The sequence below is a fragment of the Spirosoma rhododendri genome (assembly GCF_012849055.1).
Taxonomy (GTDB): Bacteria; Bacteroidota; Bacteroidia; order Cytophagales; family Spirosomataceae; genus Spirosoma; species Spirosoma rhododendri.
Genome location: NZ_CP051677.1, coordinates 4,164,215 through 4,181,555, shown reverse-complemented (window position 1 = coordinate 4,181,555; position 17,341 = coordinate 4,164,215). Strand labels below are relative to the sequence as shown.

Here is a 17,341-nt window from a genome sequence, read left to right as displayed (position 1 = left end):
GGGAAAAAGGTGGGGATGCGCAGTCCGGGACGCGTGGTCCGGGGCTTTGTCAGACCGGGTAAATCTGCGCCAGCAATTCCGGGTGATTGGCCAGAACAGCCCGCTGATTAATACTGCCCTTGTCGGTGATTTCGCCCCGTTCGGGCGAGGGCAGAAAGGGAGCGAACACCGCTTTCCTGACCTGACTCGCACTACCGCCCGTGTTGCTCTTGGCGAAGGCCGTCAGCACGGTATCGAGCGCGTCAAGGAGCGGGGGATATATCGCTATCTCGCTCATTGTCAGACTATCGAGTGCGTAGTGTTTGCGGCAATGGTTGAGGTCGGGAAACAGGATAGCCCCGATAAACCCCTGGTCGTGACCCGTAATAACGGCATCGGTAAACAGCCCCTGCCCCGCTTCGATGAGCCTGGCCCGCAACGCCCCCACACTTACCCACGTGCCGGTGTTCAGCTTGAAATCTTCGGCAATGCGCCCGTCGAACACCATGCCCTCGTTGGGGTCGTTGGGGTCAACGAAACGGAGCGCGTCGCCGGTGCAGTAGAACCCTTCTTCGTCGAATGCGTTGGCCGTAGCATTGGGGTTGCGCCAGTAGCCGGGCATCACATTGCGGCCCCGGTAGCGCACTTCCAGCTTGCCGCCGTTGGGAATCAGTTTCAGGTCAAACGCCCGCACCGGTACGCCCAACAACCCCGCAAACCCGCCCGGCCGGGAGGCAAACAGGGCTGAAGGGCTGGATTCGGTGCAGCCAAGTCCGGTGGTAATGACAATTTTTTCGCCGGTGGTGGCCACCGCAACGTCTTCCAGCGCGTCCCAGACGTGCTGCGGCATACCGGCCCCGGCATAAAACAGCAGTTTCAGGTTGCTGAAAAAGGTTTCGGCCAATGCGCCATCACTACGCAGGTACGGAATCAGGTCGGCAAACCCTTTCGGTACGTTGCAGTACATCGTGGGGCGGCACTCGCGCAGGTTTGCCACGGTTATGGCGAGACCGGCCGGCGTTGGGTTGCCCTCGTCGATGTAGAGCGTTCCCCCGTTGAATAGCGTGAGTCCCAGGTTATGATTGCCGCCAAAGGTGTGGTTCCACGGCAGCCAGTCAATCATCATCAGCCCGCCGTTTTCCATGAACGGAAACGTCTGGGTAATCTGCTGCCAATTGGTGCTGACGTTGTCGTGGGTGTTGATAACCCCCTTCGGCAAGCCCGTAGACCCCGACGTAAACAGGATTTTGGCAATGGTTTCGGGTCGAATCTGCTCATGCGCCTGCTTAACCGCGTCGGCATCAGCAACGGGCGCGGTCGTCATCACGGCTTCCCAGCCGATACTGCCGGGCAGGTCGGGTGCGTTCACAACACTCAGCACGGTGGTGTTGCCCGCCAGGGCGTGCAGCGCATCGGCATAGGCGGCTCCATCCTGCGCAAACAGCACACCCGGTGTCAGCAGGTTCAGCACGTGCCGCAGCTTGTCGAAATCCGTCGACCGCAGGGCGTAGGCGGGCGAAATCACCGAAACGGGCAAGCCCACGTGCAGCGCAGCCAGGCACAGCAGGGCGTGTTCGATGCTATTCTCCGACAGAATCACCACCGGTCGTTCGGGTGATGCATCAGTGGTGAGCAGCCAGCCCGCCAGCCGGAGCACCTGCCCGTAGGTTTGAGCGTAGGTCAGCGTTTTCCAGGGGCCTACTTGCCCGACGGGGGCTTTTTCACGCTGCCCGATAAACACCCGGTCGGGGGTTTCTGCGGCCCAGTGTGGTAGTCGGGCGGTCAGTCGGTAGGGCCGTTCAGCGAGGGGTTCGTCGGTGCGAAGTAGTACCGACCCGTCGGGCCGCTGCTGCGCGTAGACGTGCGGCTGATGCATCCCGACAGACCGGAACGGAGCCGTTTTGTAGTTGGTGGGTGTGGCGTTGGTGTGCATGGCTATTGACCTACTTTCGGGGTTCTTCCGGCCAGAAAATCGTGCAAACGGGCTTTCGCTTCGGGAGCCTGCTGGGCAATAGCCGCCATCAGCGATTCGATGAGCAGCCCTTCCGTCTGGCCCGAATCCACGATGCGGGGCAGTACGTGCATCAGGGCGTAGTTGGTCATGCCCGCGTTCCACGCTATTTTCTTCGCCAGCGTGAGGGCGTGTTCCAGCCCCTGCCCGGCCTCCACCACGTATTGCGACAGGCCGATGCGTTCGCCTTCGTCGGCCCGGTACACACGCCCGGTCAGCATCATGTCGGTCATGCGGGCCATACCGATGAGTTTGGGTACCCGCACCGAGGCCCCGCCCCCGACAAAAATGCCGCGCTGCCCTTCGGGTAAGGCGTAGAAGGTGCTGGTTTCGGCCACGCGAATGTGGCAGGCGCTCGCCAGCTCAAGCCCCCCGCCCACGCAGGCCCCGTGCAGCACCGCTATGACGGGAACGGTACCAAACTGCACCCGGTCGAGAGCGCGGTGCCACATTCTGGAATGGTGCAGCCCCTGCACGGCGTCGCGCTCGGTTAGAGCCGACAAGTCGAGTCCGGCGCTGAAATGATCGCCTTCGCCATAGATAATGGCGCAGCCGATACCCGCCGGAATGTCGGAAAACACCTGCTCAATGCCGAGCACGGTTTCATCGTTCAGGGCGTTCCGTTTTTCAGGCCTGTTTAGTTTGACAATCAGGATATTATCCCGTATTTCGGTATGAATAGTTGCGGGAAGCATACGACGTTTCATCGGGTTTAGGAAACCGACGACGTCGTAAAAGTCTAATTAACTATCCGGATAGTCCAATACGGTTTTTGAATAGTCTAATAAGTTTTACTTATTGAAGCGCCCGGATTTAGAAGAATGGGCAACTACAGATGAGGCATTATTAGTAAGAGAGTTTATACTAATTTGTCACCCCGACGACAGAACCGGACTGATAAAGCGGGTTTCTCAATACATCTGCACTTTGACAATATACACTATGAGATCCCACCTTCAGCGCAGGACCGTTAAGTTCTTGACTCGGTCTTGGCTGCTACCAAATTTCTTTCGGTCCATTTACCCCCCAGCCCCCTGAAGGGGGAGCATTCCGCAAATGAACCGCTCCCCCTTCAGGGGGCTGGGGGGTAAATGGACTGGCACTTAACAATATGAAAAAAATACTCAAAAGCTAATTACTCGTCGTATGGAAAAAGCAGCTTATTATCTGGACCGGTTTCGGCAGGAAACATCGCCTGAACAACGTTCGACCCTGATTCAGGACTATCAGGATTACTTAAAAACGCTCCCGGCCGATGAACAGAAGAGCGTGCGCCAGTTTATGCAGGAAGCCATGCGTCCACAGCTACAGGAACGCATCGAAACGTTGGATGCGCTGGTCGAAAAAGCGGAGTTGATCCTCAGTCAGCGAGGAAAAGTTACCTACGAAGGCAAAGAGTACGTTTTCGGCGACTGGGTGACGCTGGCTGATTATTGCCGACTGTATGACTTCAAACCATCGCGTGTACAAAACTGGATTGACCGGCGTATCGTACCCTCCGATAACGTGGTGGTTATCAGGGAACTGAATAACCTGAAACTGATAAAGAATCAGCGTTACCGAGCTGCGTAAAGAGTCAATTTTCGGCTAGCCAATCAGTCCGGCGAGGGCCTGCACAAGGGGCGTTGGTCGGTCGGTGCAGTGTATTAGTACGTGTTGGATGATGACCTGCCGGAAGGGGCTACCGTCGGCGTTGACGATAGGTTTAGCCACCAGATTCGGCTCCTGTGACAGGTTGAGCGTTGCCGGGGTGAAGGCGACGCCCCGGCCCATGCTGACCAGACTTTTAAGCAGATCAAACGAAGGTACGACCTGCACGATATTGCGTTCGCGCTCGACCCCCACCTGCCGACAGACATCTTCCAGTTGCCCGAAAAACAAGCCGAAATCCCGTCCGTGGTCAATCCATTTATCGGCCTGAAACTGGTCGATACGCACCGTCGGCTGGTCGGCAAGCCGGTGCTGGCGGCTCATCAGGATACTGTATTCGGCTTCAGCATACTGGTGCACCGTCAGGCCGGGTTTGAGCAACGGCAGCACCGTCAGCCCCATGTCAATTTTTCCGCTGGCAACCTGTTCCTGCACCTGAAGCGTGTTGCTCAGTTCAACCAGTTGCACGTCGATATTGGGGAAGTGGCTGGCAAACAAATCGAGCATTCGCAGGATACGTTCCGGCAAAATCAGTTTAAACACACCCAGCGTTACGACGGTCTGATTTAGCCCGACCTGCCGCGTTTTTTCGATAGCCTGCCGACTCAGTTCAAGAATCTGCCGGGCTTCGGCCAGCAGCACCGCCCCCGCTTCGGTCAGTTCGACGCGCCGGGCCTGTGTCCGCCGTAAACCCACGAACAGCTCAACACCCAGCTCCCCTTCCAGCAATTTAATCTGCTGACTCAGTGCGGGTTGCGAGATGAACAGTTTCTGAGCGGCACGCCCGTAATGCAGTTCATCAGCGACCCCCACAAAGTATTTGAGCTGGCGAAGTTCCATAGGTAGTCAGGTAGGGCTGGCGGAAAGATCGGCTTATGGGCAACTGTGCCGATAAGATTTGCTTATAAAGGTACAGGAAATACGAATTAGACTTTTCAGTTATATTCTTGTCTTTTTGCATTGACTCATTCCTACCGCTATGCACCTCCGTTTGTTATTGCTCCTGCTAATCAGTTGCGCCCTCCTTACCACCGGCACATTCGCGCAGACCACGCCCACTGCGCCGGGGCTGGAATTTATCTACGAACTACAGGTCACTGTCGACCCCGCGCTTGTCGTTGGCGAGACGATGCACGGCACCCGCCGGATTATCCCGATTACGGGCGGGACATTCAGCGGCCCCAAGCTCAAAGGCACCATCGTCAACGGCGGGGCCGACTGGCAGCTTGTTCACCCCAACGGTGTAGCCGAACTAAACGCACTTTACACGCTGAAAACCGACGATGGCACACTGATTTACATCAACAACCGGGGTATGCGTTCGGCAACGCCCGAAACAGCTCAGCGCATTGCCAACGGCGAATCCGTCGACCCTCGCGAGTACTATTTTCGGGCCGCGCCCTCGTTCGAAGCCCCACCCGGCAAATACGACTGGCTAAACCGCGCCCTGTTTATCTCGAAAGGCATCCGCGCTCCGAAAGGCGTCACGATTCAAGTCTGGCAAGTTCTGTGATACTCGACTTGTCGATGTTTGTTTTGTCTGATTCTCCATCGATACCTGCCGGGGATGTAGTGCGCTGCTGTTCGCGAAACTGCTTCGGGGAAAGGCCCGTCTTTTTACGGAACAGCCGCGAGAAATAGCTGGCATCCTCAAACTGAAGCAGGTAAGCGATTTCGGCAATCGAGTACGACGAATGATGCAGGTACCGCTTCGCTTCCAGCAGTAGTTCATCCTGTATCAGTTGCAGGGTCGACAACCCCGCCACCGACCGGCACACCCGGTTCAGGTGAACGGAGGTGATGCCCAGCCGTCGGGCATATGCGCTGATAGACAGTGGATTAATTGGCACATCTGCCGTTCGATTTTCTTTCAGCAGTTGTTGAAACTGCCTGAAATACCGCACGTTACGATTGTCAACGGCCAATTCGTCCTGCAACCGCTGCTCCCCCAGCCGGTACACCGCAATGAGCAGCAGCCCGATATACGATTGCAGGGCCAGCCCACGCTCGGGGCGGTCGGCGTAGAGTTCGGTGTGAATTTGCCACGCCAGTTCAGACAATTGCCGGAACGCAGCCGGATCAGTAGACTGACGAATCAGGTGCATCCGGCTGAGTTCGAGCAGTACGCCCGGCGATTCGGGAAATAACTTTCCAACGTACTCGTCTGACAGCGAAATGATTAATCCCTTTACGTCCTGACTAAACAGGTACCCATGCAGCACGTCGGCGGGCACCGTAATCAGGCAGGGTTCGGTGAGTTGAGCCGTTTCGGTATGATGGGTAAACTCCGCACTGCCGCTGTCGATCAGTACGATCTGAAACAGATTGGTATGCATGTGCGGCCGGATAACCCAACCGTGCTGCTGACAGCGCGTTTCGTGCAGTTCGCTATGCACAAAGCCGGGCAGCCGGGGTTCGTAGCTTTCCCCGTACAACCCATAATTCACGACGGTCTGCCGACCCGACTGATTCTCTTTTTTTGACACAGTCGCGAAGTACGGAAATTTTCGTGTTTGTATTGTGCTATTATTTGTACGTATAAGTCAAGGCTAAACGCCCGGTATCGGGTAGTTTTGCCAAACCACGTTCCGACGACATAAACCCGTTTGCCATGAATTTGGATGAGCGTACCCTCCCGATGTCAGACACCCAGCCGCCGACCGATCCGGCCGGTGTGCATCCTCCGCATCTGTATCCGCCCTATAAATCGTCGGTGCTGCGGTCGCCGACTCAGCCGCTGATGCCGGTGGCCGAACTGCTCCGCGACCGGTCGATGCCCGCCTTTGGCGAGTCGGCCCTGCGGCCCTTTGACAACGATTTGACCCGCAACGCCCGCATCAACGGCGAACCCATCGGCGAGCGCATCAAGGTGATGGGCCGAGTTCTGGACGACCGGGGACGACCGCTTCCCAACGTACTCATCGAAATCTGGCAGGCCAATTCGGCGGGTCGTTACGTGCACAAAGCCGAGATCCACGACGCCCCGCTCGATCCCAATTTTCTGGGCGGGGGGCGCGTATTGAGCGGGGCCGACGGTAGCTACTCGTTCTATACCATCAAGCCGGGGGCCTATCCGTGGGGCAACCACTACAACGCCTGGCGACCCAATCACATCCACTTTTCGGTCATCGGTCCTCAGTTCGAGCACCGGCTCATCACGCAGATGTACTTCCCCGGCGACCCGCTGTTTGCCTACGACCCAATTTTCCAGTCGACGCCCCAGCACGCCCGCGAACTGATGGTTGCGACGTTCCGCATAGACTGGACCGAACCCGAATTTGCACTGGCCTACCAGTTTGATATTGTCCTGAACGGTCGTCGCTCAACCCCTTTCGAGTAATGGAACAACTACGCCAAACGCCCTCCCAGACCGTGGGGCCTTTTTTTGCTTACAGCCTGACGGCCAAGCAGTACGACTACCCGTACGATAGCCTGACCGACGAAGCATTGGTGGGTCCCGACGCACCCGGACCGCGCATTTACATCACGGGTACGCTCTACGACGGGCAGGGCGCGCCCATTCCCGACGCTATCGTGGAACTGTGGCAGGCCGACCCGCAGGGGCATCACCGCACCACATCCATAGATACCAACACAAACGCCAGCAACCGGCGCGGATTCGTCGGCTTCGGGCGCATGGGAACGGGGACGATGGCCCCCGGTCAGTTTCGGTTTACGACGCTAAAGCCGGGTGCCATCGACGCAACATCAGCCCCGCACATCGACGTAATTCTGATGATGCGCGGCTCGTTGCGTACCTTGTTTACGCGCCTGTATTTCGACGATGAAGCCGAAGCCAACGACCGAGACCCACTGTTTCAGACCATCCCCGCCGACCGTAGGGCGACGCTGCTGGCCCGTAAACGCACGGTGAACGACGAAACTGAATATGTTTTCGACATTCACATGCAGGGACCCGACGAAACGGTTTTTTTTGATCTTTAACCTGACCCCGCTGGGGCGAACGTAGCACGTATGCTTGCCGACGCACTTTTTACCACGCCGTTTCTGGACGACCTGCTGAACGACGAAACCGAACTGCGGTACATGCTCGCGTTCGAATCGGCACTGGCGCAGGTGCAGGCCGAGGTGGGCGACATTCCGGCATCGGCGGCACGGGCGATTACCGATGTTTGCGCCCAAACGGACTGGCGGGCCGACATCGACTACATTCGTCAGCAGACCCCGCTGGCTGGCAACCCGGCTATTCCGTTTGTCGACCGGCTACGGGCGCGGGTGGCTGAGACGGACGCGGAAGCAGCGCGGTACGTGCATCGGGGGCTACCAGTCAGGACGTACTCGACACGGTGCTAATGATGCAGTTGCACCGGGCCGTCAGTCAATTTCAAACCGACCTGACGACCCTGACGGACCGCCTTTCAGTGCTGATTCAGACCTACGGCAAAACGCCGATGATGGGCCGGACCCTGCTGCAACACGCTCTGCCGATCACCTTCGGCGACAAGCTTACGGGCTGGCTCGATGGGCTGACCCGCTCCGTCGACCGGCTGCAACGGCTGGCCGATTCAGGGCTGGTGCTTCAGTTGGGCGGGCCGGTCGGAACGGGTACGTCGTTTGGCGCACAGGTAGCAACTATTCGGCAGCGCGTGGCGCAACAACTCGATTTACAACCGACTGACCACGCCTGGCACACCCAGCGCGACCGCCTGAACGAACTGACAACTGCGCTCGGCATCCTGAACGGGTCGCTGGGCAAACTGGCCAACGACGTGATTCTGCTGATGCAGACCGAAGTTGGGGAGGTGCGCGAAGGAGCCGCCGAAGGCAAAGGCGGATCGTCGTCAATGCCGCACAAGCGCAACCCCGTTTCGGCTACGTTCATGCTGTCGATTGCCCATCAGACGCCAGGGCTAGTATCGGCCATGCTCGGGGCCATGATTCAGCCGCACGAACGGGCCGCCGGTGCCTGGCATAGCGAGTGGCCCATTGTCCGGCAACTCGCCCGACTGACCGGTGCTAATCTGCACCACGCCAACGAGTTGTTCGCCGGGTTGGAGGTTGATGTCGATCGAATGAAGAAGAATATGGGAGGTGGATGATAGAAAACCATTATCCGAATTAGGTTTTTTTGTCATTCCGACGACAGGAGGAATCTCCGTGAATGGGCGATTTCAGCTGCTTTTACCGAACCGGGCCGCCGGAGCGGATCCCTCCTGTCGTCGGAATGACAGAAATCAGTTATGATCTTAAAAATCATACGAATCTGTCGGTCCGCCGATGCGGTTCCATCAGCCACATAAACCCGTGAATACACACTATCAAATCGACGGAGAAACCGGCCCAGTGCTTGTTTTCTCCAACTCGCTCGGTGCCGACCTGATCATGTGGGACAAGGTTGTGCCCCGGCTCTTACCCCATTTCCGTATCCTGCGCTACGACACACGCGGCCACGGGCAGACACCGGTTTCGGCAGAACCGTTTACCATCACTGATCTGGGGCTGGATGTGCTGAACCTGCTCGACAAACTGGCTATCGACAAAATCGTTTTCTGCGGTCTGTCGATGGGTGGACTGATTGGGCAGTGGCTGGCGATCAATCACCCGGAGCGTGTCGAAAGACTGATTCTGAGCAACACGGCGGCTAAAATCGGCAACGACACGACCTGGAATGAGCGCATCGACCGGGTGCGTCAGGTGGGGCTACCGGCCATTGTCGACGGGGTGCTCGACCGCTGGCTGACACCCGACTATCGACAGGCGAATCCCGCCGAACTGGCCCAACTCCGCGACAGCTTTCTTCGGAATACCGTTGCGGGCTACGCGGCCTGTTGCGAAGCCATCCGCGACGTTGATTTCCGGGAAACAATCGGGCAAATCAGCGCACCCACCCTCGTGATTGCCGGTACGCACGACCCGGTTACGACCGTTGCCGATGGGCAGTTTTTGCAGCAACACATTCCCGGCGCGCAGCTTGTCGAACTGTCGGCGGCCCACGTATCGGCTATCGAATCGCCCGACGCTTTTACCGACGCGATCCGTTCGTTTCTGATTGCAGAAGCCCCAAAGCAGTCTGTTTACGACGCTGGTATGGCCGTTCGTCGGGCGGTGCTGGGCGACGCGCACGTGGACCGAGCCACCACTGGCATCACCGACTTCAACGGCGAATTTCAGGACTTTATCACCCGCTACGCCTGGGGCGAAATCTGGACCCGTCCCGGTTTACCGCGTCATTCGCGCAGCCTGATTACGCTGGGAATGCTGATCGCGCTGAACCGCGAAGCCGAGTTTAAAATGCACGTGCGGGCCGCGTTCAACAACGGCGTCACCATCGACGAAATCAAGGAAGTCATCATGCATTCGGCCTTATACTGCGGTTTACCAGCCGCCAACGCTGCCTTTCACGCGGCACAGGACGTAATCGCGATGGAACATAAAAACCTGTAGGATAGCTTGAAAACCATGAAAACACAGGTAGGAGTCATTGGTGCGGGACCGGCGGGGTTGCTGCTGGCGCAGTTGCTGCATCAGCACGGCATCGAGTCGGTGGTGCTGGAAAACCGGCCCCGCGAGCGCGTCGAAAGTCGGCAGCGGGCGGGTCTGCTCGAACAGGGCACCGTCGACCGGCTGCGGCAGGCGGGCGCTACTGACCGGCTCGACCGCGAAGGGCTGATTCACGACGGGGTGATGCTTAGTTTCAACGGCAAACGCCACCGCATCGACCTCGCCGAACTGACGGGCGGCTCACGGGTGACGATCTATGCGCAGACCGAGGTGGTCAAAGACCTGATCGCCCTGCGGCTGGCGGCTGACCTACCCCTCTATTTCGAAGCCGAAGCTACCCAGCTTGACGGACTTGACACCGATCAGCCCACGATTCAGTTTACCCACAACGGTGAAACGCATACGCTAACCTGCGACTTTATAGCGGGTTGCGACGGTTTCCACGGCATCGCCCGCAAGACCATACCGGCTGAAATTCAGGGCGTTTACGACAAGGTGTACCCGTATAGCTGGCTGGGCATTCTGGCCAACGTCCCGCCCTCGACCGACGAACTGATTTACGCGTACCACGAAAACGGCTTCGCCCTGCACAGTATGCGGTCGCCAACGGTGTCGCGCCTGTACGTGCAATGCGACCCGACCGATACGCTGGCCGACTGGCCCGACGAGCGCATCTGGGCCGAGTTGCAAATCCGGCTCGGCACCGAAGGCTGGACGCTGCACGAGGGGCCAATCATCGAAAAAACCATCACACCGATGCGGAGCTTCGTCAGCGAACCGATGCAGCACGGACGGTTGTTTCTAGCCGGTGATTCGGCGCATATTGTTCCGCCAACAGGTGCTAAGGGTCTCAATATGGCCGTTGCCGACACGGGTTACCTCTTCGACGCCCTGCTCGACTGGTACCAATCGGGCAACGCCGAGGGGCTGCGGACCTACACTGAGGGGTGTATGCGCCGGGTATGGCGGGTGCAGGAGTTTTCCAATTTCATGACCGAAATGCTGCACCGCAACCCCGACAAATCTCCCTTCGATCAGGCCTTACAGGCATCCCGATTCAACCAACTTATCACCAGCGAATCAGCCGCTGCCACCGTCGCCGAAAACTACGTCGGCCTGGGCGCGCAGAAGGCGGTTTCAAAGAGCGAAAGTGTGAAAGAATGAAAGAGCGAAAGAGTTGCTGACGCAGGCCATCGCTCCGCTTCGGCGGTCCGATTTCATTCTTTCACACTTTCGCTCTTTAAAGTACTCATTCACAATTCACTCATTGCCCATGAAATCCGTCCCCATACTTTCACTTACCGATGCGGCTGCGCTGGTCAACGATGGCGATACGCTGTTGCAGGGCGGCTTCGGCATGACCGGCAACCCCGTTCACCTGATGCACGCCCTGGCCGAACGCGGCACCAAAAACCTGACATTTATCGGCAACAATACCGGCGAGCCGGGGCTGGGTGGCGGTCGGCTGCTGCGTAACGGGCAGATCAGCAAGATGATCGGTTCCTTTTTTACGTCGAACCCCGATGCGGTGAAAGCCGCTCAGTCAGGGGCGGTGGCGTATGAGTTACTGCCGCAGGGTACGCTAGCCGAAGCGTTGCGGGCGGGCGGAGCCGGTATCGGCGGTTTTTACACGCCCACGGCGGCCGGGACACTGATTGCAGAAGGTCACGAAACCAAAGTCATCGACGGCGTAGAGCAGGTGTTTGTCAAGGCCCTGCGCGGCAACGTCGCGTTCATCCGGGCGTGGCGGGCCGACACGGCGGGCAACCTCACCTACCGCATGACCGAAAATAATTTCAACAAAGCGATGGCAACAGCCGCCGATCTGGTTATCGCTGAGGTTGAGGAGATTGTGCCCGTCGGCGACATTGCGCCTGAGCACATTCATACACCCGGTTGCTATGTCGATTATCTGGTCGAAGCTAAACTCACGCTCGAAGACCTGGGTAGTTCGGCGTCGGTATCGTCGTCGAAAAAAGTAGACGAGAGCCGGATGAACATGGCCCGCCGGGCGTTGGACGAACTGCACCGGGGCGACGTCGTAAACCTAGGCATCGGCATCCCGACGTTGGTAGCCGACCTGATTACGCCCGAGCACGGCATCATTCTGCACACCGAAAACGGAATGCTGGGCGTGGGTCCGGTTCCGGCCGATGGCGGTGGGGCGATGGATTACCCGGTCAACGCGGGCAAGATTCCGGTGACGGCCCTGCCCGGCAGCAGCTACTTCGACAGTGCCGATTCATTCGCCATGATTCGCGGAAAGCACGTCGACGTGGCCATCATGGGCGGGCTGGAAGCCGACGAGTCGGCCAACCTCGCCAACTGGGCTGTACCGGGCAAACCCCTGCTCGGCGTTGGCGGAGCGATGGACCTCGCCAAAGGAGCCAAGCGCCTGATTATCACAATGACGCACACCAACCCCGACGGGTCGCCCAAGATCGTGCCGCAGTGTACCCTCCCGCTGACGGCCTCGGGCGTGGTCTCGATGATTATCACCGACCTGGCCGTATTCACTTACCCCAACAATCAGCTCACCCTGCTCGAACTCATGCCCGGCGCCACGCTGGCCGAAGTCCAGGCAAAAACGAGCGCGAGCTTTTTAATGAGCGAAAGAGTGAAAGAATGAAAGAATGAAATCGGACCGCCGAAGCGGAGCGAAAGTTGCTGACGCACGCCACCCATCTTTCACTCTTTCATACTTTCACTCTTTCACTCTCTGAACTATGGATGCTTACATAATTGACGCGATACGTACCCCGATTGGCAGTTTTGGGGGGAGTTTATCACCGGTTCGGGCCGACGATCTGGCGGCACTGCCTATCCGCGAACTGCTGGCCCGCAACCCGTCGCTGGCTCCTGATGCTGTTGAGGACGTGCTCCTTGGTTGCCACAATCAGGCGGGGGAAGACAACCGCAACGTAGCCCGCATGGCCCTGCTGCTGGCGGGTTTACCCATAACCGTGCCGGGCGTAACCGTCAACCGGTTGTGCGCGTCGGGAATGTCGGCGGTGGCGCAGGCGGGGCAGGCCATCAGTACGGGCGACGGCGACGTGTTCATTGCCGGGGGCGTCGAGCACATGACACGCGGGCCGTGGGTGATGTCGAAAAGCGCGAAACCGTTCGGTAACGACGTTCAACTGTTCGACTCGAGCTTCGGCTGGCGATTTATCAACCCCAAAATGCGCGAGTTGTACGGCGTCGATGCAATGGGCGTAACGGCGGAAAACCTGGCCGAACTGTACAGTATCAGTCGGGAAGATCAGGATCTGTTTGCGTATCGGTCGCAGCAGAAAGCCGCGCGGGCGAAACAATCGGGTCGGCTGGCTGAGGAAATTAAGGCCGTCGAGATTCCCGGCAAGAAGGGAGCCGTGACCGTATTCGATCACGACGAATTCGTAAAACCATCGACCACAACCAACGTGCTGGCGACGCTGAAACCGGCTTTTAAAACCACCGGCGGCACCGTTACGGCGGGCAACGCGGCTGGTCTGAACGACGGGGCAGCGGTTATGTTACTAGCGTCGGAAGCGGGGGCCAAACAGCACGGTCTCACCCCAAAGGCGCGCATCGTGGCGTCGGCGGTGGTGGGTGTTGAACCGCGCATCATGGGTATCGGCCCCGTCCCGGCCACGCAGAAAGTGCTCAAAAAAGCAGGTCTGACGCTCGATCAGATCGACGTTATAGAGCTGAACGAAGCCTTTGCCGCCCAATCGCTGGCCTGCATCCGGCAGCTCGGCCTGGCCGACGACGACCCACGTATCAACCCCAACGGCGGGGCCATCGCGCTGGGGCATCCGCTGGGGATGTCGGGTACGCGTATTCTCCAGAGTGCCGCGCTGGAACTGGCGCATCAACAGAAACGCTACGCCCTGGCCACCATGTGCGTTGGTGTCGGGATGGGGTATGCTGTCGTGATTGAGCGGGTTTAATAACCGCAACGTCAGGGCGAAGACCATTCCTATCATCAGGATGACGAAAAAGCAACAAGCCCCATCTCTCACCAGCGAGAAACGGGGCTTGTTGCGTTGATAACCGTCCGCTGGGCCTACTTGATCACGACCGGGAATGACGTATCCAGATCGGTAGTACCGGGTTGCTCCGTCCCGTTTTTGCTGTTTGGCTGATGGCGCAACACCACGTGCATTGACCCCGAACCGGCCGTCGATCCTGTCTGCATCCGGGTTGTCAGCCCAACCGGATACGGCCCCGGCGACGGGTTAGTATCGCGGTCGGTGATCGTTACTGACACTGCCGATGTAGTTGTGCCGCTGGGCATATACATGTACACAAACAGGTGCTCGTTGGTCTTTTCCCGAATTTCCTCCGTTGCGTCGACCGTTGGGGTTTTGGTTTTATCGAGCAGCGAGATACTGCCATTGTACGTCGTGTTGGCTTTCAGATTCAGCGTCGCATTGGTGAAACTGGCCGACGTGTTCAGGTTCTCAATCGTCCCGGAGACGACTTCAGACGGGGAAGCTACGTTGGTTAGCGAAAGCGTCGCCGTGGTGATCGCTTCGTTGTCGTCGGTCGGGTCGACGTTCTGTTCGTCTTTTTTACAGGCACCAGCCATCAGGCCAACGGCCAGCAAAAACAGCAGCGAGGATTTTTGCATGGGTTGCATAGAGTTGTTTGTTTTAGTTGAGAAGAGATTAGCTTTTCCGCTGCCCCAGTGGCATACGGAGTTTGAGCATAATGTTGCGGCCGGGCTCGTCGGCGAAGTAGCGGAATCGGTCGAGGTAATCGCGGTAACGTTGGTTGAGCAGGTTTGACCCCGTCAGGATGATGCTCAGCGGATGCCCGGCTACCTCCCAGCGCATCCCCACTTCGGCACCGACCAGCGTGTAGGCCGGTGGTGGCGGGGCAAAGTCACCGGTGAAGATAAGCTGCCCGTTTTCCTGCCGTTCGCTCACCGCCGGGGCCCGGTTCTGCCGGGCTACGTATAGCACGTTGGCACGCACGTACAGCCCCGACACCCGGCGCGACGAGCTGGCATCGTCACCGATAAAATCGTAGCGCAGGCCGTTGTCGGTCCGGTTTGGTGGGATGTAGACCAAATAGCCATTGTTAGTATGGTCGTAGGCGTAAAGCAGCGAGGTCTTGGAAATCAGCGTCAGCCGGGGCAGCAGCTTGTACTGAATCGTCGCATCGACACCCCGGAATGTGGCCAGCACCTGATTATAGGTGTAGGCCGGGAACGCCCCCCGCTGCCGCACAATCGGCACCGAGTCGGGTTTGAGGTAGATGTAGTTGTCGATTCGGTTGTTGTACAGACTCAGATCGACACGCAGCCGATTGTGGTTGTATTCGATGTTCAGGTTAGTGTTAACGGCGTATTCGGGGTTCAGATTCGGGTTGCCGCGTTCGTAAGCCACCGCACTCTGATGCAACCCATCGGAATACAGATCGCTGACGTTGGGCGCCCGCCAGGCCGTACCGAGCGTACCGGTCAGCGTCAGTTCGGGCGTTAGCTGAAACGTCGCCCCCAGCGACCCCATCACGTTCTGCCAGTCGCGGGTTTTGTTCGTGACCAGTTCGGTCACTTCGTCGCGGAAATACGCCCGCAGCCAGCGGTAGTCGTAACGTAGCCCCCCTTCGACCGTCCAGCGGCCACGGGCATAGCGTTCGATGGCAAACAGCCCCGCCCCGTAGTTGCGGAAGTTCGGGATCAGAAACAGAAACCGACGGACGTTTCCCTGCGTAATACCGCTAAAGCCTGCGCTGCCCGTCCAGCGACCGCCGTTTTTGGTCTGAACGGGCGCATGTTCCCAGACCAGATCGGCCGTGTGCGTCACCAGTTTCAGGTACAGTTCAGGGTCGGTGGAGCGGCTGAACGAGAGCAAATCGTACTCCTGCCGGACGTTCTGCTGCCGCGCCACGGTCGCCGTCAGCGTCCCCAGCGATCAGACCGGACGAAGGCCCGCAGGCGAAACAGATCGTGCTGCACGTCTTGGTAAGGCCGGTCGAGCGCGTACGAAAACCCCGGCTGACTTAGTGGCTCCGGTCGGGCGATGGCCGCGTAAAAATCCGCAAGGCTACCGACCTGCGCCCCCCTGAATAACCCGATCCGCGTAGCAAACTGACTGTAGAACAAGTCGATACCGGCATTTTTCCGAGTGTAGTTGAGCGCGGCCGAATAGTTGGTTTCGTGGTAACTGCTGTTCTCCAAGAAGTAATCGGGTGTTCGGGCGTAGCCAACCTTTTTGAGCGTTCCCTGAACCCGCCAGCTTAATCCAGTGAGTGGACCACCCAATGCCTGCTCGATCAACCCCGACGCGGTCTGCTGCCGCCCGTTGGTTGCGCCAACCAGATTCAGTTCGCCACCCAGTCCGGGCGCGGTGGGCATGGCGGCCGGTTCGATCAGGATAACGCCCCCGATGGCATCGGAGCCGTAGCGGATACCGGCCGCACCTTTGATGACGGTGATGCGCGTGGCCAGAAATGGGTCAATCTGGGGCGCGTGTTCGGTACCCCACTGCTGATCTTCCTGCCGAACGCCGTTGTTAAGCGTAATAATCCGGTTGCTGTACAGGCCATGAATGACAGGCTTGGAAATCGACGGACCCGTCTGAATTGAGTACAGGCCCGGCAGTGATTTCAGGCTCTCCCCTAGCGACTGCCCCCGCACGGCGTTGAGGGCGTTGCCGCTCAGGTCCGTCTGCACCTGCAACAGCTTCTGCGCTTCCGACCGATGCTCCGTCACGACGACCTCCTGCAAGGTATGATTGTCGGGAACAAGCCGGACTGTGGGCATCGTCGTCAGCAAATCGGTGCCAACCGTTGCGGACACCGTCAGCGTTTTGTAGCCGATGTATTCGATGGTCAGCGTGTAGTTGCCGGGGCACAGCGGTGTAACCCGAAACTGCCCGGCCGTGTCGGCGACGGCCCCGGTCTGCCGTTCCCGCACATACACCGACGCACCGGGTAATGCCTGGCCGTTATCCTGCCCGACGACTCGCCCGGTCAGCACACCCGAACACGGCTGCTGACCCAACACCGTCAGCGGCAACAGGTGGCTTGCTAAAACAAGAACAGTAATGAAAAAACGGTATATAGGCATGAATGCCAGAAAGACTTATGCAATCACATTTGCAACGACGTTGCAATATTAACGGAAAAATCCGGGTTTGGTTGTGGTGGGGTTGAAAAAGCGTTGACCTCACCCCCGGCCCCTCTCCTAAAACAGGAGAGGGGTGACTTGCGGTAAAATAGCCTTCGGCTTTTTTCTAGTACCTAGTC

Annotated in this window: 17 protein-coding genes; 10 read left to right on the top strand and 7 right to left on the bottom strand. The window is 58.4% G+C overall.

Translation table 11 applies throughout. The features are described 5' to 3' along the window. Positions 1-49: 49 nt before the first annotated feature. Positions 50-1,912, bottom strand: a complete 1,863-nt coding sequence (locus tag HH216_RS17380; RefSeq protein ID WP_254448490.1) for a feruloyl-CoA synthase — start codon at positions 1,910-1,912, stop codon at positions 50-52. A gap of 2 nt (positions 1,913-1,914) precedes the next feature. Next, positions 1,915-2,685 (bottom strand): crotonase/enoyl-CoA hydratase family protein, encoded by a 771-nt coding sequence (locus tag HH216_RS17375; protein WP_169551944.1) that lies wholly within the window; start codon positions 2,683-2,685, stop codon positions 1,915-1,917. 451 nt (positions 2,686-3,136) lie between these two features. Between HH216_RS17375 and HH216_RS17370 the strand changes: the two genes are divergently transcribed. Then, positions 3,137-3,562, top strand: a complete 426-nt coding sequence (locus HH216_RS17370; RefSeq protein ID WP_169551943.1) for a hypothetical protein — start codon at positions 3,137-3,139, stop codon at positions 3,560-3,562. A gap of 15 nt (positions 3,563-3,577) precedes the next feature. On the opposite strand, the gene HH216_RS17365 is transcribed toward HH216_RS17370, so the two are convergent. Next, positions 3,578-4,480 (bottom strand): LysR family transcriptional regulator, encoded by a 903-nt coding sequence (locus tag HH216_RS17365; protein ID WP_169551942.1) that lies wholly within the window; start codon positions 4,478-4,480, stop codon positions 3,578-3,580. 139 nt (positions 4,481-4,619) lie between these two features. On the opposite strand from HH216_RS17365, the gene HH216_RS17360 reads away from it, so the two are divergent. Further along, complete coding sequence (locus tag HH216_RS17360; protein ID WP_169551941.1) at positions 4,620-5,153, top strand: DUF3237 domain-containing protein; 534 nt, start codon at positions 4,620-4,622, stop codon at positions 5,151-5,153. Here the strand turns inward: HH216_RS17360 and HH216_RS17355 are convergent. Continuing rightward, positions 5,125-6,126, bottom strand: coding sequence for a helix-turn-helix domain-containing protein (locus tag HH216_RS17355; RefSeq protein WP_169551940.1), 1,002 nt, complete (start codon positions 6,124-6,126; stop codon positions 5,125-5,127). The two genes, HH216_RS17360 and HH216_RS17355, sit on opposite strands and share 29 nt — an antisense overlap. Positions 6,127-6,251: 125 nt before the next feature. Between HH216_RS17355 and pcaH the strand changes: the two genes are divergently transcribed. The 8 genes from pcaH to pcaF all read left to right on the top strand — a co-directional run bounded on the left by pcaH (position 6,252) and on the right by pcaF (position 14,034). Further along, positions 6,252-6,980, top strand: a complete 729-nt coding sequence (pcaH, locus tag HH216_RS17350) for a protocatechuate 3,4-dioxygenase subunit beta (protein WP_254448489.1) — start codon at positions 6,252-6,254, stop codon at positions 6,978-6,980. Next, positions 6,980-7,585, top strand: a complete 606-nt coding sequence (gene pcaG / locus HH216_RS17345) for a protocatechuate 3,4-dioxygenase subunit alpha (RefSeq protein WP_169551939.1) — start codon at positions 6,980-6,982, stop codon at positions 7,583-7,585. The genes pcaH and pcaG overlap by 1 nt, the downstream gene beginning before the upstream one ends. Positions 7,586-7,615: 30 nt before the next feature. Beyond that, positions 7,616-7,954 carry a hypothetical protein gene (locus HH216_RS26115; RefSeq protein ID WP_254448488.1) on the top strand — a complete coding sequence of 113 codons (339 nt, stop codon included), beginning with the start codon at positions 7,616-7,618 and terminating at the stop codon, positions 7,952-7,954. Continuing rightward, positions 7,954-8,700 carry a lyase family protein gene (locus HH216_RS17340; RefSeq protein WP_254448487.1) on the top strand — a complete coding sequence of 249 codons (747 nt, stop codon included), beginning with the start codon at positions 7,954-7,956 and terminating at the stop codon, positions 8,698-8,700. Before HH216_RS26115 ends, HH216_RS17340 begins: the two co-directional genes overlap by 1 nt. A 205-nt stretch (positions 8,701-8,905) precedes the next feature. Further along, a complete protein-coding gene (gene pcaDC / locus HH216_RS27060; protein WP_254448486.1) occupies positions 8,906-10,045 on the top strand; it encodes a bifunctional 3-oxoadipate enol-lactonase/4-carboxymuconolactone decarboxylase PcaDC in 1,140 nt (379 codons plus the stop codon). A gap of 15 nt (positions 10,046-10,060) precedes the next feature. Continuing rightward, positions 10,061-11,266 carry a 4-hydroxybenzoate 3-monooxygenase gene (locus tag HH216_RS17330; RefSeq protein ID WP_169551937.1) on the top strand — a complete coding sequence of 402 codons (1,206 nt, stop codon included), beginning with the start codon at positions 10,061-10,063 and terminating at the stop codon, positions 11,264-11,266. A 109-nt stretch (positions 11,267-11,375) separates the two neighbouring features. After that, on the top strand, positions 11,376-12,731 hold the full coding sequence (locus HH216_RS17325; protein ID WP_169551936.1) for a 3-oxoacid CoA-transferase: 1,356 nt from the start codon (positions 11,376-11,378) through the stop codon (positions 12,729-12,731). 97 nt (positions 12,732-12,828) lie between these two features. After that, a complete protein-coding gene (gene pcaF, locus HH216_RS17320) occupies positions 12,829-14,034 on the top strand; it encodes a 3-oxoadipyl-CoA thiolase (protein ID WP_169551935.1) in 1,206 nt (401 codons plus the stop codon). Between the two features lie 116 nt (positions 14,035-14,150). Here the strand turns inward: pcaF and HH216_RS17315 are convergent, their stop codons facing one another. The 3 genes from HH216_RS17315 to HH216_RS26105 are packed head-to-tail and all read right to left on the bottom strand — an operon-like array spanning position 14,151 to position 17,162. Next, positions 14,151-14,726, bottom strand: a complete 576-nt coding sequence (locus HH216_RS17315; RefSeq protein ID WP_169551934.1) for a hypothetical protein — start codon at positions 14,724-14,726, stop codon at positions 14,151-14,153. Positions 14,727-14,754: 28 nt separating this feature from the next. Next, entirely contained in the window at positions 14,755-15,981 is a 1,227-nt protein-coding gene (locus tag HH216_RS26110; protein ID WP_254448485.1) for a TonB-dependent receptor domain-containing protein, read from the bottom strand. A gap of 8 nt (positions 15,982-15,989) precedes the next feature. After that, entirely contained in the window at positions 15,990-17,162 is a 1,173-nt protein-coding gene (locus HH216_RS26105; protein ID WP_254448484.1) for a carboxypeptidase-like regulatory domain-containing protein, read from the bottom strand. Between the last annotated feature and the right edge of the window lie 179 nt (positions 17,163-17,341).

Excerpts from the sequence above, each read along its gene's own strand:
- HH216_RS17330 (WP_169551937.1), top strand. The coding sequence starts at position 10,061 with ATGAAAACACAGGTAGGAGTCATTGGTGCGGGACCGGCGGGGTTGCTG.
- HH216_RS17340 (WP_254448487.1), top strand. The coding sequence starts at position 7,954 with ATGATGCAGTTGCACCGGGCCGTCAGTCAATTTCAAACCGACCTGACG.
- HH216_RS17315 (WP_169551934.1), bottom strand. The coding sequence starts at position 14,726 with ATGCAACCCATGCAAAAATCCTCGCTGCTGTTTTTGCTGGCCGTTGGC.
- HH216_RS17370 (WP_169551943.1), top strand. The coding sequence starts at position 3,137 with ATGGAAAAAGCAGCTTATTATCTGGACCGGTTTCGGCAGGAAACATCG.
- HH216_RS17360 (WP_169551941.1), top strand. The coding sequence starts at position 4,620 with ATGCACCTCCGTTTGTTATTGCTCCTGCTAATCAGTTGCGCCCTCCTT.
- pcaF (WP_169551935.1), top strand. The coding sequence starts at position 12,829 with ATGGATGCTTACATAATTGACGCGATACGTACCCCGATTGGCAGTTTT.
- HH216_RS17380 (WP_254448490.1), bottom strand. The coding sequence starts at position 1,912 with ATGCACACCAACGCCACACCCACCAACTACAAAACGGCTCCGTTCCGG.
- HH216_RS17375 (WP_169551944.1), bottom strand. The coding sequence starts at position 2,685 with ATGCTTCCCGCAACTATTCATACCGAAATACGGGATAATATCCTGATT.
- HH216_RS17365 (WP_169551942.1), bottom strand. The coding sequence starts at position 4,480 with ATGGAACTTCGCCAGCTCAAATACTTTGTGGGGGTCGCTGATGAACTG.
- HH216_RS26115 (WP_254448488.1), top strand. The coding sequence starts at position 7,616 with ATGCTTGCCGACGCACTTTTTACCACGCCGTTTCTGGACGACCTGCTG.
- pcaG (WP_169551939.1), top strand. The coding sequence starts at position 6,980 with ATGGAACAACTACGCCAAACGCCCTCCCAGACCGTGGGGCCTTTTTTT.
- pcaH (WP_254448489.1), top strand. The coding sequence starts at position 6,252 with ATGAATTTGGATGAGCGTACCCTCCCGATGTCAGACACCCAGCCGCCG.
- HH216_RS26105 (WP_254448484.1), bottom strand. The coding sequence starts at position 17,162 with ATGCCTATATACCGTTTTTTCATTACTGTTCTTGTTTTAGCAAGCCAC.
- HH216_RS17325 (WP_169551936.1), top strand. The coding sequence starts at position 11,376 with ATGAAATCCGTCCCCATACTTTCACTTACCGATGCGGCTGCGCTGGTC.